Source organism: Actinomadura graeca (assembly GCF_019175365.1).
Taxonomy (GTDB): domain Bacteria; phylum Actinomycetota; class Actinomycetes; order Streptosporangiales; family Streptosporangiaceae; genus Spirillospora; species Spirillospora graeca.
Window position 1 is genome coordinate 8,735,979 of sequence record NZ_CP059572.1, and the last position, 15,784, is coordinate 8,751,762.

Consider the following 15,784-nt stretch of genomic DNA (forward strand, 5'->3'; position numbering starts at 1 on the left):
GCCGCCGCCGGGCGGCAACCGCGAATACAGACGGAATTGGCATCGTGGATACCGGGGATCCCTCCCATGTCGGCAGGCGTCTGGAGTAGGGCGGGCATTCGGCCCTGGACCGGCGTATCGGGAATGCGCCGCCGGGCCCATGGGGTGGTGCGCCGCCCCCGGGCGCGGCGCGCCGGTGCCGAGGGCGCCGCCCGGCCGTCCGGCCGTACGCGGCAGACGCCGGCACGGGCTTCTCCTCGCGTATTACCGGCGACCGTGACGGGCATTCGATTATCTGCTGACCGCTTTTGTCGCCGAGTCGCCGGAGACGGGTGACCAGGGGGCGCATCCATGAATCTCGCTGATCAGACGGCACAGGTCAGGACCGGAGTTCTCACGTTCTGAAGTCAGGGGCCGACTCGACGTTCGTTGCCAGGAGAGCGGGCCGGTGTCAGTATCCTTTCCATCCGGTAGCTCGCCAATGGTGCCGCCGTGTTCCGGCCATCGTCGCGATATGCGGGTGAGGAGAAAGGTGATCACCACACAGGGGGACCCTGTGAAACTGGTCGAACGGGACGAGGAACTCGCGGCGCTGGACGGGCTGCTCGCCGGGTTCACACGGACGCGCGGCTCGGTGGTGCTGGTGAGCGGCGGGATCGCCACCGGCAAGACCGTGCTGCTGCGGACCTTCGCGGAGCGTGCGGCGGGCCGCGGGGCACTCTACCTCGGCGCGGTCGCGTCCCGCCTTGAGCGCAACGTCCCCTTCGGCGTCCTGGAGCAGCTCTTCCGGAGCCCGGACCTGCCCGACGCCAGCGCGGAGGCGGCGATGCGGTGGCTGGACGCCGGTGTGCGCGGCGCGTCCCCGGACGGGACGGGACCCGCCGCCGACGCCGGCCGGCTGAGCTCGCCCGTCCTGCGCGGGCTGTGCGACGTCCTGCGCGGCCTGACCGACGGCCGGCCCGTGGTGATCGGCGTGGACGACGCCCACTACGCCGACGAGACGTCGCTGGGGTGCCTGTTCTACCTGCTGCGCCGGCTGCGGTCGGCGCGGCTCCACCTGGTCTTCAGCGAGTGCACCCACCTGGCCGCCGCGAACGCGCTGCTGCACAGCGAGGTCCTGCGCGACCCGTCGCTGTGCCGGATACGGCTGGAGCCGCTGTCGAGGGAGGGCGTCGCGGACATGGTCGCGGCGCGTCTCGGCACGCAGGACGCCCGGGACCTCGCCCCCGCCTTCCACGAGGCGAGCGCCGGCTACCCGCCGCTCGTCCAGGCGCTGATCGAGGACCATCGCGCGGACCCGGGGATGGCGGCGGCGGCGCCCGCCGGCGGCGACGCGTTCGGCCGGGCGGTGCTGAACCTGCTCTACCGCTACGAGCCCCCGGTGATGGAGGTCGCGCGCGCCACCGCCATCCTGGGCGAGCACGCGTCGGTGAAGCTGCTGGGCCGCATCCTCGACATCGACGCCGGGTCGGTGGCGCAGGCCCTCAACACGCTCACGGGCGCGGGCATCTGGGCGGACGGCCGCTTCCGCCACGCGGCCCTGCCCGCGGCGATCCTGGACGGCACCCCGCCGACCGCGCGCATGGTCACGCACGGCCGGGCCGCCGAGCTGCTCAACAACGAGGGCGTCGCGGCGGCGGAGGTGGCCGCGCACATCGTGGCGGCCGACCACATCGAGGCGCCCTGGGTGATCCCGATCCTGCGCGAGGCCGCCGAGCACGCCCTCGCGAACGACAACGTGCTCACGAGCCTGCACTACCTGCGGGCCGCGTACCAGCTGTGCGACGACGAGCGCCAGCGGCCGGCGATCGCCTCCGCCCTCGCCGACGCCGAGTGGCGCGTCGACCCCGCCCGGGTGCTGCGCCACCTGCACGAGATCAACCCCGCCGCGAACGGCCACCCCCTGGACGGGATGGACGGCTACGACGGCTTCACGCCGGTGACGTACCTGCTCTGGCACGGCCGCATGGCCGAGGCCCTCGACATCGTCGGCACCTCCCCCCACGACCGTGACGGCGTGCCGTCCGCGGCCGATCTGGAGACCCCGCGGCTCTGGGCCGCCTACCTGTACCCCGGCCTGCTGCGGGACCACTTCGCCGAGCACCCCGGCCCCACGGCGCACGGGGCGGGGTGGGCGGCGGCGCCGAACCCGGAGCTGCAGGGCGCCGCGATGCTGGCGTCCGGGCTGGTCCACGGCAGCGCGAACGGCATCCTGGACACCGCGGAGGGGATACTCCAGCGCTCCCGCCTGAACCACCGGACGTTCGCGCCGCTCACGAGCGCGCTCGCCCTCCTGATCTACAACGACCGGCTCGACCAGGCGGCGGCCTGGTGCGACTCCCTGCTGGAAGAGGCCGCCGCCCGGTCCAGCCCCACCTGGCACGCGCTGTTCTCGGCCGAGCGCGCGCTGATCGCGGTCCGGCGGGGCGACCTGGCCGCCGCCCGGCGGTACGCCGACTTCGCGCTGCGCCTGATCCCCCCGGCGAGCTGGGGCGTCGCGGTCGGGCTGCCGCTCGCGGCGATGGTCCACGCCGCGACGGCCATGGGCGACGTCGAGGACGCGGCGACCTACCTCGACGTCCCCGTCCGCGAGGCGATGTTCCAGACCCGGATGGGCCTGCACTACCTGTGCGCGCGTGGCCGCCACCATCTGGAGGCGGGCCGTCCCCACGCCGCCCTGTCCGACTTCCGGGCCTGCGGGAAGCTGATGGCGGGATGGGGCATCGACCTGCCCGCCGTCGAGCCGTGGCGCGCCGGGGCGGCCCAGGCCCACCTGCTGCTCGGGGAGGAGCTGGAGGCCAGGCGGCTCATCGACGGCCAGCTCGCGCTGCTGTCGCCCGCGCACCTGCGCACGCGCGGGATCTCGCTGCGCGTCCAGGCCGCGACCCGTGACGTCGACGCCCGTCCCGCGCTGCTGCGCGAGGCCGTGGCCGTCCTGGAACGCGGCGGCGACCAGCTGGAGCTGGCCTACGCGCTGGCCGACCTGGGCGATGCGTGCAGGGCGCGGGGCGAGGCCCGGGACGCCCGCGCGCTGGCCCGCCGGGCCTGCGACCTCGCCCGCACGTGCGGGATCGACCTGCCGGACCGGGGGGACGCCGCCGAGCCCGCGGAGGCCGACCCCGACGCGGGCCGGGCGACGGAGCTGAGCGACGCCGAGCAGCGGGTCGCGGCCCTGGCCGCGGACGGCTACACCAACCGGGAGATCTCCGAGCGCCTGTACATCACGATCAGCACGGTGGAGCAGCACCTGACCAAGATCTACCGCAAGCTCAACGTGAAGCGCTTCGACCTGCGGTCCGCCCTCCAGCGGTCCGGTGCCGACATGGCGGACGATCCGGCTCCCGGCGTCCCGCGCGAGGACGGGAAGGTCCGCCTCGTGGGGGACGAGCCCCGGCCGCAGCAGGGCGGCGGCCGCAAGCTGTGGCCGGCAAACCGGAGCGTCGCCGCGTGCAACGGCTGCGGGTGAGGCGGCCCGCCCGCCGGTGAGGCGGCCGCACATCGGACTTCCGCGCCCGTGACGGCAGTGCCGGAGGTCCGCGTCAGTGCCGGACGTCCGCGTCGCGGACGTGCCGGCCCCCCGTCCCCAGCGCGGGGCCGGACGGCGGCAGCACGATTTCTCCGGCCTGCAGGGCGCCCTTGAGATCGAAGCGTTTCACGTTGAGCTTGCGGTAGGTGTTGGTCAGGTGCTGCTCCACCGTGCTGATCGTGATGTAGAGCTTCTTCGAGATCTCGCGGTTGGTGTAGCCGTCCGCGGCCAGGGACGCCACCCTCCGCTCGGCGTCGCTGAGCCTGAGACCGGGGACGCCGGGGCCCTCGTCGCCGTCCGGAGGGGCGGCCCTGCATGGGATCCCGCACTGCCGGGCGAGGGCGTCGGCCTTGGCGCCCAGTTCCCGGGCGCGTTCGTGCCCGCCGGTGCGGGAGTGGAGGTCGCCGAGGTCGCGCAGCGTGTGCGCCAGCTCCAGCCGGTCGCCGTAGCGTTCGAGCAGCTCGGCCGACCGTTCGAGCAGCGGCCGCCGGTCGGGGAGGCCGAGGGTGGCGGCCTTCACGCGCAGCGACATGCCGCGGGTCCGCAGATGGATCGGTGACACGAGGGCCAGCTGCTCGTCGGCGAGCCTCCTCGCCTCGCGTGGTTCCCGCCCCAGCGCGAGGAGCGTCTGGGCGGCGCCGAGCCGCCACGGCTCGATGGACGCGTCGGCCCGCATCGATCCGCACGCGCGGAAGTCGTACAGGGCGGCGTGGTACCGCTTCGCCGCCAGGTGGTGGCGTCCGCGGGCGTAGTAGTAGTGCTGGCCCATCGGGGTCCGGAACATGGCCTCGGGCACCGAGGTCTCCAGGAGGGCGGCCGCGTCGTCGTGCCGTCCGGTGGAGGTCCAGACCTGGATCATGCAGGAGAGCGGCAGCCCGGCGACGACGCCCCAGCCTTTGCGGGGGATCAGGTTCCACGCCGTCTCGGCCCGCTCCCCGGCGCCGGCGAGGTCTCCCTGCCGGAGGTCGATCAGTGACCGCAGCGCCGTGAACAGCGCGAGCCACGTCGGGCTGCGGCGGGTCGCCGCCTCCTCGACGAGGAGGTCGCACCACGGCGCGGACCTGGCCGGGCGGGCGCCGTAGACGAGCGTGCCCAGCGCGATCGACAGCGGCACGAACGTCTGCTCGCTGAGGCGAGAGCGTTCCAGGATGCGCTCGGCCGCGCCCAGCGCCCCGTCGATGTCGCCTCGGCGGAGCCTGGTCACGAGCAGGGGCTCCGCGTGGTCCCCGCCGTCGGACGGGGGCGCCGCGGCCGAGGGTGGTGCGGGCCGGGCGATCGTCCCGGGGCGCGCGGGACCGTGCGGTAGGGGGCCGTGCCGCACGGTGGTCCCGGGCTGCACGGGGTTGCCGGGCTGCACGGCGTCCCCCGGCCACGCGGGGGGCAGCAGCTCGGGGTACAGGTAGGACGGCCAGTGCTGGAGGGGGATGAGGTCGAGGACGGCCGGGTGCTCGTCGCTCTGCGCGCCGAGCCCGTTCCGCAGCATCGTGCCGACGGTCCGCAGCGCCTCCGACAGCCGTCCCTGCCACATCAGCGAGGTGAGCGGGGCCGTCGCGTACCGCTCGTCGAGCAGGTTCTCGCGGATGGCGAGGTCGCATTCCGGCAGCCGCCGCAGCACCATCGTGGGGTCGACGCGCCATTCGGCGTCGGCGAGCACGGCGGCGATGACCGCGCGCCGCCGCTCGTCGCCGCACATCTGGTGGGCGGCCCTGAGGTAGCGGATGCCGGTGTCGAGGTCGTCGCGGATCAGCGCCTGCTCGGCGGCCTCCCGCAGCGTGGGCAGGGCCCAGGGCGGCTCGCCGTGGTTGGACGCGACGATGTGCTCGGCCACCTCCGCGGCCGCCGCGCCCTCGGAGTGCAGCAGCTGGGCCGCCCGCAGGTGCAGGTCCCGCCGTTCCCCGGCGGGCATGCCGTCGGCGACGGCGGCCTGCGCCACCCCGTGGCGGAAGCGGCCGCCGTGCAGGACGCCCGCCGAGGCGAGCGTGGCGACGGCCCGTGCGGCCGACTCGGCGTCGATGTCGAGCAGCATCCCGAGCAGCCTCGGCGGCAGCGGCTTGTTCAGGACGGCCAGCGCGCGGGCCGCGTCCAGGACGGGGAACTCGTGGCGCCGCAGGAAGCCGACGACCGCGCGGCCGAAGGCCCGGCCCGCGAGGCCCTCGGGGACGAGCGGCTGGGGCCCGGCCGCGTAGTCCTCCAGGAGCGCCTCCACGAGCGCCGGGTTGCCGGCGCTCGTCTCGTGCAGGGCGGGCGCCAGGCGCCGGGCCGTGCCCGCGTCGAAGCGGCTGCGCAGGAGGTCCGCCACGTCGGCGGCCGACATCGGGCCGAGCTCGATCAGGCGGGAGTGGGGCTCGTGGAGGAACTCGGTGTGCAGCGGGGCCTTCGCGGTGTGGGGCCGCGTCCGCTCGGTGAGCACTGTGAGCAGCCGCGCGGAGCGCAGGCGGCGGACGAGGTACAGCAGGCACCGCAGCGAGGTCTCGTCGGCGTGGTGGACGTCGTCGACGCCGATCACGACGGGCCGGTGCTCGGTCAGGCCGCGCAGCAGGTCCCACATCCCGCGGAACCACACCAGCAGGGGCAGCCGGTGCGAGTTCAGCAGCCGTGTCGCGCGCTCGGCCATCGCGTCGGGGAGCTCGGGACTGCTGAAGAGCTGCTCCAGCACCCCCACCGGCAGGCCGGTCTCCAGGGGCGAGGCGACGGCGCCGAGGACGATGGCGCCGGACTCGCGCGCCCTTCTCTCCAGGGAGCACAGGAGCGAGCTCTTGCCCGTGGCGACGCCGCCGCTGATGACCGCCACCCTGCTGCGCACCAGCAGTGAATCCGTCAGCAATTCTTCGAGAACGGCGACTTCTTCGTTCCGTTTCACCGGACTCACGAACTCTCCCCCGACTGCCCGTTCTTCCGAATGTCAGGCCGTGTCGCCAGGCCCCGCGGTCGCCGTCACATGGCCGAAGGAACGCGCCCGAAGTAAATCTACCGATTCTCCTCTCATGCGGCAACCGGTCACCTTGGGCGATCGATTCCGGGCTTGTGAGAGGTGCAGTGATAGGCACTTTCGGCATGTGTGCCACACAGGTCAGGCGAATGTAGACTTTAGGTAAGTTTCGGCCGGACGGGGGATAATGTAGGGCCGCGTTCAAGGGTCGGACGATAGGGAGGCGCCGCCTATGGATTTCCTCCCCGGGCCGGACGTATGAAGCCTCTTCAAGATCACAGATCGCCTGTACAGTGCGCGGTCGGCCGGTGGCCCGCCCTCCCGCGCCCGGTCGTCCCGGCGGACGCCTCGGGCCTCCTCCCCCTGTCCGTGGTGGTCCGGTAGGGGGACCCCTAAAGTACCCGAAAGGTGATACCAGACGCTTCTCTGACCAGGGGTGACTTCTCTGCGTGCCGGACCGGACGCGAAGTCGACATTGCCCCTCCGGGTGCGTGAGTGCAGGCTGGTCCCGGCCTCTTCGCGGCCCTCGGGGGCATCCTCGGAGAAGGAATGCAAGGGCCACTGGCCGCCCCTGTTGTCCGACCGGTCGCCCGAGAAGAGGCGCCGGCCGTCCGCGGCCCCATGTGACCTCCCCGTTATTAACGGAATTCACCGTCCCGCCCATTAATTCACGGCGAAGTGAATTATCCGCGCCGCCCTGCGGCGGGTGCGGCGGCCGCGCACTGTACCGGCACCCACAGAGACCGCCGCGTCGGCCGAGGGCGACACGCCCGGGAGGACGCGTTCACGGCACGCCGGTGCGGTAAGGGCGGTTTGGTGTGGCTTTAACACCGCGATAGGGGTGTGGCGCGCGTCGGAGGGGGGCGCGCCCTCTTCCGGGGGCCTCGTCGTAGGGGCTGTGTTTTACGGGTACCACTCGGCGTTCCGCCGTCACATGATCTGAGAGGTGTCCTGACCTCCTGCGGGACCCGCTTCCAGGATCCACCGGGCGCCGCGGGCCTCCGGGTGCGCGACGCGCCGGGGTCGGGCAGCCGGGCTTCCGCCGGGCCGGTGCGCGCGCACCACCGGGCCGCCGCGTGGGACGAGGGCCACGGCCGTGCGGCCGCGGCCCGCTTGAGGGGAGAGCATCGTGAGATACGAGGTCCTGGGGCCGCTGCGCGTCGTCGACGGCGACGGGTGCGCCGCCATCAGCGCACGCAAGATCGAGACCGTCCTGACCGTGCTGCTCATCCGGTCGGACCAGGTGGTGGCGCTGGACCAGCTCATCACCGAGATCTGGGGGGACGCGCCTCCGCGCCGCGCGATGGCCGGGCTGCACGTCTACATCTCCCAGGTCCGCAAGTTCCTGAACCGGCCCTGGCACGCGGAGAGCCCGGTCGTGACGCGGCCCCCCGGATACCTGCTGCGCAAGGGCCCCGACGATATCGACTTCCACCTTTTCTTCGACGCCGTGGGGCGGGGGCGTGCCCTGATGCGGGAGGGCCTGCACGAGGAGGCGGCGGACGCGCTGGAGGACGCCCTCGGCATGTGGCGCGGCCCGGTGCTGGGCGACCTGCGCAGCGGCCCGATCATCGAGGGCTTCGTGACGTGGATGACGGAGTCGCGGCTGGAGTGCCTGGAACTGCTCGCGGACGCCCACCTGCGGCTCGGCCGGCACCGCGAGGTGATCGGACGGCTGTACTCGCTGGTCACCGAGAACCCGCTGCGGGAGTCCTACTACCACCAGCTGATGCTGGCGCTGTACCGCTCCGACCGGCAGGCCGACGCGCTGAAGGTGTACCAGTCCGCGCGCTCCACGCTGAGGGAGGAACTGGGGCTGGAGCCCTGCCGGGCGCTGCGCGACCTCCAGCGGGCGATCCTGACGGCGGACGAGCGCCTCGACCTCCTCGCGGCCTCGTAGGCGCCGCCCCGGGGGCGGGAAGGAGCGAGGACCACGGTACGAGGCGTGAAAGTGATTTCGTGCTGCCTGAATTCAGCTGGAAAAAATCGCCCGGTGCCGTCCCGGGCCGCTTTGACGGCACTTTAGACCTCTCTTCGAGGATGGCGAGGCCGAGCGCCTGATCTGGGCGAAGACAGTGCCTTCGGTGGCCGGACCCTGTTCCTCTTGAATGGCGTGGAGTGTGATGGCGGGTATTTCCATCGCGGTCGTGGGATTGTCGTGCAGGCTGCCGGGCGCCGCGGATCCCGACGCGTTCTGGCGGCTGCTCGGCGAGGGCCGCGACGCGATCGGGCCGATGCCGTCCGACCGGCGGCGCGCGGGCCGCTCAGGGCCGCCCCCGCGGGGCGGGTTCCTCGACTCGGTCGACACGTTCGACGCCGCGTTCTTCGGCATCACCCCGCGCGAGGCGGCCGCCATGGACCCGCAGCAGCGCCTCATGCTGGAACTGGCCTGGGAGGCGCTGGAGGACGCCGGGATCCGCCCGGACGCGCTCGCCGGGAGCCGGACGGGCGTCTTCGCCGCCGCGATCTGGGACGAGTACGCCTCGATCCTGCTCCGGAACGGCACGGCCGCCGGGAACCGGTACGCGATGACCGGCGTGCACCGCAGCATCATCGCCAACCGCGTCTCCTACACCCTCGGGCTGCGCGGGCCCAGCCTGACGGTGGACACGGCGCAGTCGTCGTCGCTGGTGGCCGTGCACACCGCATGCGAGAGCCTGCGGCGCGGGGAGTGCGACGCGGCCCTCGCCGGCGGGGTCAACCTGATCCTGGGCGAGGACAGCATGGACGCCGCGGCCGCCCAGTTCGGCGGCCTGTCCCCGGACGGGCGCTGCCACACCTTCGACGCCCGGGCCAACGGGTTCGTCCGCGGCGAGGGCGGCGGCGCGGTGCTGCTCAAACGCCTGGACACCGCCCTCCGCGACGGCGACCGGGTGTACTGCGTGATCCGCGGCGGCGCCGTCAACAACGACGGCGCGACCGACGGGCTGACCGCCCCCGGGCGGCGGGCGCAGGAAGAGGTGCTCCGGCTCGCCTACCGGAACGCGGGCGTGCCGCCAGCCGAGGTGCAGTACGTCGAACTGCACGGCACCGGGACGCCGGTCGGCGACCCCGTGGAGGCGGCGGCGCTCGGCGAGGTGCTGGGCAGGCCCGGCCCAGGCTCGGACCCCACGCGCGTCGGGTCCGTCAAGACCAACGTCGGGCATCTGGAGGGCGCGGCGGGGATCACCGGCCTCCTCAAGGTGATCCTCAGCATGGCGCACCGGCGCCTCCCGCCGAGTCTCAACTTCACCACACCGAACCCGCGCATCCCGCTAGGGCGACTGGGGCTGCGGGTGCAGCGGGAGACGACCGGCTGGCCGGATCCGGGACGTCCCCTCGTCGCCGGGGTCAGCGCCTTCGGGATGGGCGGCACGAACTGCCACCTCGTCCTCACCGAGGCGCCCGCACAGGTGCCACCCGAAGCGTCGCCGGACGCGCCGCCGATCGTCCCGTGGACCATCTCGGGGGCGACCCCGGACGCCCTGCGCGCCCAGGCAGGACGGCTCCACGCGCACGTGACGGCGGACCCGGACGCCGACCTCGCGGACGTCGGGCACGCGCTGGCCACGACCCGCACTGCGCACGCCCACCGCGCGGTCGTCCTGGGAGGCGGCCGCGCGACCCTGCTCGGCCGGCTGGACGCGGTCGCGCGGGACGACGAGGAGCCCGGGGTGATCCGGGGCGAGGCGACCGGCGGCGGCGTCGCCGTCCTCTTCAGCGGCCAGGGGAGCCAGCGCCCGGGAATGGGACGCGAACTGCACGCCGCCTACCCCGCCTTCGCCGACGCCCTCGACGAGGCGTGCGCCGCGCTCGACCCCCACCTGGACCGGCCGCTGCGCCCGATGATGTTCGCCGTGCCGTCGGACCACACCGCGCCGTCGGACCGCACCGCGCCGCTGGACCAGACGGCGTACACCCAGCCCGCGCTGTTCGCGATCGAGGTGGCCCTGTACCGGCTGGCCGAGCGGTGGGGCCTGCGCCCCGGCCACCTGATGGGCCATTCGGTGGGCGAGATCGCCGCCGTCCACGTCTCCGGGGCCCTCGGCCTCTCGGACGCCGCCACGCTGGCCGCCGCGCGGGGCCGCCTCATGCAGGCGGTCACCGCCGCCGGTGCGATGGCCGCCTGGCAGGCCACCGAGGAGGAGGCCGCCGAGGCCGTCGCGGGCACGGGCGGGCGGGTCGGGATCGCCGCGGTCAACGGGCCCTCCGCGGTGGTGGTGTCCGGTGACCGCGACGCCGTCCGCGAGGCGACCCGCGCCTGGCGGGACGGCGGGCGGCGGACCAGGCTGCTGCGCACCAGCCACGCGTTCCACTCGCCGCACATGGACGGCGTGCTCGACGCGCTGAGGGACGTCGCCGCCGGGCTCCCCTTCGCCGCGCCGCGGATCCCCGTCATCTCCAACGTGACCGGCCGGCCGCTGACCGCCGGGGAACTCGCCGACCCCGGCTACTGGGCCGAGCACGCCCGCAGGGCCGTGCGGTTCATGGACGGCGTGCGGTGGATGCGCGGGGAGGGCGTCTCCACGTTCGTCGAGCTGGGGCCCGACGCCGTCCTGACCGCCATGGCCCGCGAGTGCCTCGCGGAGACGCACGACGAGGGCGGCCCTCGCCCCGCGGTGCTGGCGGTCCTGCGCCGCGACCGTCACGAGGCGGAGACCTTCGTAACCGCCATGGCCGGGGTGCACGTGCGCGGAGCCGCCCTCGGCTGGGAGCACGCCTTCGGCGCCGGCCCGCGGCGGCGCGTCCCCCTGCCGACCTACGCCTTCCAGCGGCGGCGCCACTGGGCCGGTGAACCGGCGGACGTGGCCGGCACGGAACCGGCGGCCCCGGAGTCCGCGATCCCCGCCGCGCGGCCGGTGCTGCTTCCCGCCGGGCTCGGTGACGCCGAGCGGCGCCGGGTCCTCGCCGACACCGTGCGGAAGCAGACGGCCCTCGTCCTCGGCCACGCGGGCGCCGACGCCATCGACCCCGGCACGTCCTTCAAGGCCCTCGGTTTCGACTCGGTCGCCGCGGCGGAGCTGAGCGAGCGCCTCGGCGCCGCGACCGGCCTGCCCCTGGCCGCCACCCTGACGTTCGACCATCCGACGCCCGCCGCCGTCACCGACCACCTGCGCGCACTGCTCCTCGATGACGATCCGGCGGCACCGCCCGCCCCTCTCGACCGGCCGCGCACCGCTGCCGACGCCGACGAGCCGATCGCCATCGTCGGGATGGCCTGCCGTTATCCGGGCGGTGTCGCCTCGCCCGAGGACCTGTGGGACCTCGTCAGCGGCGGCATCGACGCGGTGGGGGAGTTCCCGCGCGACCGTGGCTGGGACCTGGCGGGCCTGTTCTCCGGCGCCCCCGGCGCGACCGGCACCAGCCACACCCGCGAGGGCGGTTTCCTGTACGACGCCGACCGGTTCGATGCGGGGTTCTTCGGGATCAGCCCGCGTGAGGCGCTGGCGATGGATCCGCAGCAGCGGCTGCTGCTGGAGACCGCCTGGGAGGCGTTCGAACGCGCGGGCATAGGCGCCACGGCCCTGCGGCGCAGCCTGACCGGCGTCTTCGTCGGCGCGACCGCCCAGGACTACGGCCCGCGCCTGCACGAGGCGCCCGACGGCCTCGACGGCCACCTGCTGACGGGCACGACCCCCAGCGTCGCGGCCGGCCGCGTCGCGTTCACGTTCGGTCTGGAGGGTCCGGCGTTGACGGTGGACACGGCGTGTTCGTCGTCGCTGGTGGCGATCCATCTGGCGTGCCGGTCGCTGCGGCAGGGCGAGTCCGCACTGGCGCTGGCGGGCGGCGCCACCGTCCTCGCCACCCCCGGCATGTTCACCGAGTTCTCGCGTCAGGGCGGGTTGGCGGTGGATGGGCGGTGCAAGGCGTTCGCGGCGGGTGCGGATGGGACGGGGTGGTCGGAGGGTGTGGGTCTGGTGTTGCTGGAGCGGTTGTCGGACGCGCGTCGCAACGGTCGCCGGGTGCTGGCGGTCGTCCGCGGCTCGGCGGTCAACCAGGACGGCGCGTCGAACGGCCTGTCGGCACCCAACGGCCCCTCGCAGCAGCGCGTGATCGGCCAGGCGCTGGCCGACGCCCGCCTGTCGGCTTCCGACGTGGATGCGGTGGAGGCGCATGGCACGGGGACGAGGCTGGGTGATCCGATCGAGGCGCAGGCGTTGCTGGCGGCCTATGGACAGGGCCGCGGGGATGGTGGCCCGTTGTGGCTGGGGTCGGTGAAGTCCAACATCGGGCATGCGCAGGCTGCTGCGGGTGTGGCGGGTGTGATCAAGATGGTGATGGCGATGCGGCACGGCATGCTGCCCGCGTCGCTGCACATCGATGAGCCGACTCCGCATGTGGACTGGGACGCCGGTGCCGTGCGGTTGCTGACCGAGTCCGTGGAGTGGAGCGGGGAGGGCCGTCCCCGCCGCGCGGGCGTCTCCTCGTTCGGTATCTCCGGGACGAACGCCCATCTCATCGTCGAGGAAGCCCCGGCGCCATCCGAGAAGCTCCGCCCGGTCGCCGAAGCGTCCGTGGTGCCGTGGGTGCTCTCGGCGCGCAGCGAACAAGCCCTTCGCGGGCAGGCGCGTGCACTGGCCCAGTACGTGGAGTCCGCCCCCGAGCCGTCCCCGGAGGAGATCGGGTGGTCGTTGGTGTCGGCGCGTTCGGTGTTTGAGCATCGTGCGGTGGTGGTGGGTGGGTGGGATGTGTTGTGCGGGGGTGTTGCTGGGTTGGGTGGGGGTGGTGTGGGGGGTTCGGTGGTGTCGGGTCGTGTGCTGGGCGGCGGCAGCGGCAGCGGTGGTGGTGGTGTGGTGTTGGTGTTTGGGGGTCAGGGTTCGCAGTGGGTGGGGATGGGCGCGGGGTTGCTGGGGTCGTCGGCGGTGTTTGCGGGGCGTGTGGGTGAGTGTGAGCGGGCGTTGGCGCCGTACGTGGATTGGTCGTTGTCGGAGGTGTTGCGGGGTGGGGTGAGTGCGGCCGATCTGGGGCGGGTGGATGTGGTGCAGCCGGTGTTGTGGGCGGTGATGGTGTCGTTGGCTGCGGTGTGGGAGGGGTTCGGGGTGCGGCCTGCGGCGGTGGTGGGTCATAGCCAGGGTGAGATCGCGGCGGCGTGCGTGGCGGGTGCGCTGACGTTGGAGGACGCGGCCAGGATCGTCGCGGTGCGGGCGCGGGCGTTGCGGCGGCTGTCAGGGCGCGGGGCGATGGCGTCGCTGGGTGTGAGTGCCGCAGAGGCCGAGCGGCTGGCGGAGGGTGCCGAGGGCGTGGTGGTGGCGGCGGTGAACGGGCCGTCGTCGACGGTGGTGTCGGGGCCGCCGGATGAGGTGCGGTCGGTGGTGGCGGCTGTACGTGGCGGGGGCTGGCGGGCGCGGCTGGTGGATGTGGATTATGCCTCGCATGGTCCGCAGGTGGATGAGATCACCGGTGAGCTGCTGCGGGACCTGGCTGGGGTGGAGCCGGTGGACGGAGGGGTGGCGTTCTTCTCGTCGGTTACCGGTGGCCGTTTTGATCCCGGTGGTTTGGATGCGGGTTATTGGGTGAGCAACCTTCGCGAGCCGGTTCGGTTCGCCGAGGCGATCGAGGCTCTGCTGGCCGAGGGGCACCGGGTGTTCATTGAATCCAGCCCACACCCGGTGCTCACGGTCGGCATGAGCGAGTGCTTCGAGCGGGCCGGGGTGACCGCGGCCGCCGTGCCCACGCTGCGCCGCGACGAGGGTGATCTGACCCGGGTGGGGTTGTCGCTGGCCGAGGCGTTCGTGGCGGGCGCCGATGTGGACTGGCGGCCCTGGTTCCCCGCCGACCCGCGCCCCGAGACGGTCGATCTTCCCACCTACGCCTTCCAACGCCAGCGGTTCTGGCTCACCGGGTCCGATGGCGGCAGTGACATGGGCGCGTCGGGTTTGCGCCCGACCGGGCACCCCCTCCTCCCCGCGGCGATCGACCTGGCGGACGGCGAGCTGACCCTGACCGGACGGATCTCGGCGGATTCGGGGCCCTGTCTCGCGCACTCGGTGGCGGGCACGTCGCTGGTACCCGGGTCTGTGCTGGTGGAATGGGCTCTGCGCGCCGCCGACGAGTGCGGATCCGAAGCGGTCCGGGAGCTGATGTTCCAGGAGCCTCTCGTCCTGCCCGGGTCCGGCGCTCTGCTGATCCGCGTCGCCGTGGACACCGCCGGGCCCGGGGACGAGCGTGAGGTGCGGATCCACTCCCGTCCGGCCGGTGAGGACTCAGCGTGGACCTGCCACGCCGTGGGCGTCCTCGGTCCGCATGCGGAGGACGAGCCGGGCACGCTCGACGGCGCGTGGCCTCCAGCGGGCGCGGAGCCGGTGGAGTTAGGCGACTTCTACGAGCGCGCCGAGGCGGCGGGGTACGCGTACGGCCCGGCGTCACGGGGGCTCCGGGCGCTGTGGCGGCACGGGGACGACCTGCTGGCCGAGGTCGCGCTGCCCGGAGACGCGGAGGCCCCTGCGGCGTACGGCATCCACCCGGTGCTGCTGGACGCGGCGCTGCACCCGGCGCTGCTCGACGACCGGTTCACACCCCCCGACGGGCATGTGTGGGTGCCGTTCACCTGGGCCGGGGTGTCGCTGTGGGCCGGAGAGGCAACGACGGCGCGGGTCCGGCTGTCCATCCAGGGGGAGGGCGTGCTGGAGGCGGTGATGGCGGACGCGCTGGGCGCTCCGGTCCTGACCGCTGAGTCGGTGGTGCTGCGGCCGGTCCCCGCCGATCGGCTGCGGGAGGCGGGCACGCGAGCGGCGGATCCGTCACGCGGCGCACGGGACGGTTCCGTCCGGTCGAACGGGTCCACCCGGCGCCGGCGTGCCGGGGGCGGAGCCGACGGAGGACAGGGGGACTGGGCGGCGGGGCTGGCCGGGCTCGCCCCGGACGAGCGGCGGCGGACGGTCATGGACCTCGTCCGCGGCCACTCCGCCGCCGTGCTGGGGCACGCCGACGCGGCCGCGATCCGTCCCGACGCGACCTTCAAGGACCTCGGCCTCGGCTCGGTGACGGCGGTGGAGCTGCGCGGCCGGCTCGCCACGGCCACCGGGCTCCGCCTTCCCACGGCACTGGTCTTCCGGCATCCGACACCGCAGGACGTCGCCGCCGAGCTGCTGCGCCGCCTCGCCCCCGGCGGCGGGGAGGCGCCCGCGGGGCGGGACGCGGCGGAACCGCTCCTCACCGAGGTGGCGCGGCTGGAGACCGCCCTGGCAGGTGCCGACGTCGGGGACGGCGAACGCGGCGCGGTGACGGCACGTCTGGAGGAGCTCCTGGCGAAGTGGAAGCAGGCCCCCGGGTCCGAGGACGAGGGCGGCGCGGTGGACCGGCTGCGCGCGGCCTCCGCCGAGCAGGTCCTCGACTTCATCGACAACGAGCTGGGAGTTTCCTGAAGGGGA

At 73.9% G+C, this 15,784-nt stretch carries 4 protein-coding genes; 3 read left to right on the forward strand and 1 reads right to left on the reverse strand.

What is annotated here, in order from left to right; all coding sequences use genetic code 11:
- Positions 1 to 511: 511 nt before the first annotated feature.
- Complete coding sequence (locus tag AGRA3207_RS38865; RefSeq protein WP_231332354.1) at positions 512 to 3,445, forward strand: helix-turn-helix transcriptional regulator; 2,934 nt, start codon at positions 512 to 514, stop codon at positions 3,443 to 3,445.
- A gap of 73 nt (positions 3,446 to 3,518) precedes the next feature.
- Here the strand turns inward: AGRA3207_RS38865 and AGRA3207_RS38870 are convergent, their stop codons facing one another.
- The gene (locus AGRA3207_RS38870; RefSeq protein WP_231332355.1) at positions 3,519 to 6,374 is read right to left on the reverse strand and encodes a helix-turn-helix transcriptional regulator; all 2,856 of its coding nucleotides are present in this window, start codon (positions 6,372 to 6,374) and stop codon (positions 3,519 to 3,521) included.
- 1,189 nt (positions 6,375 to 7,563) lie between these two features.
- Between AGRA3207_RS38870 and AGRA3207_RS38875 the strand changes: the two genes are divergently transcribed.
- Together AGRA3207_RS38875 and AGRA3207_RS40035 are read left to right on the forward strand one after the other, a co-directional pair.
- Positions 7,564 to 8,334: an AfsR/SARP family transcriptional regulator gene (locus AGRA3207_RS38875; RefSeq protein WP_231332356.1), complete on the forward strand. Its 771-nt coding sequence runs from the start codon at positions 7,564 to 7,566 to the stop codon at positions 8,332 to 8,334.
- Positions 8,335 to 8,557: 223 nt separating this feature from the next.
- Complete coding sequence (locus AGRA3207_RS40035) at positions 8,558 to 15,778, forward strand: type I polyketide synthase (RefSeq protein WP_273699978.1); 7,221 nt, start codon at positions 8,558 to 8,560, stop codon at positions 15,776 to 15,778.
- The last annotated feature ends 6 nt before the right edge of the window (positions 15,779 to 15,784 follow it).

Coding starts and splice junctions, on each gene's coding strand:
- AGRA3207_RS40035 (WP_273699978.1), top strand. CDS start 8,558: ATGGCGGGTATTTCCATCGCGGTCGTGGGATTGTCGTGCAGGCTGCCG.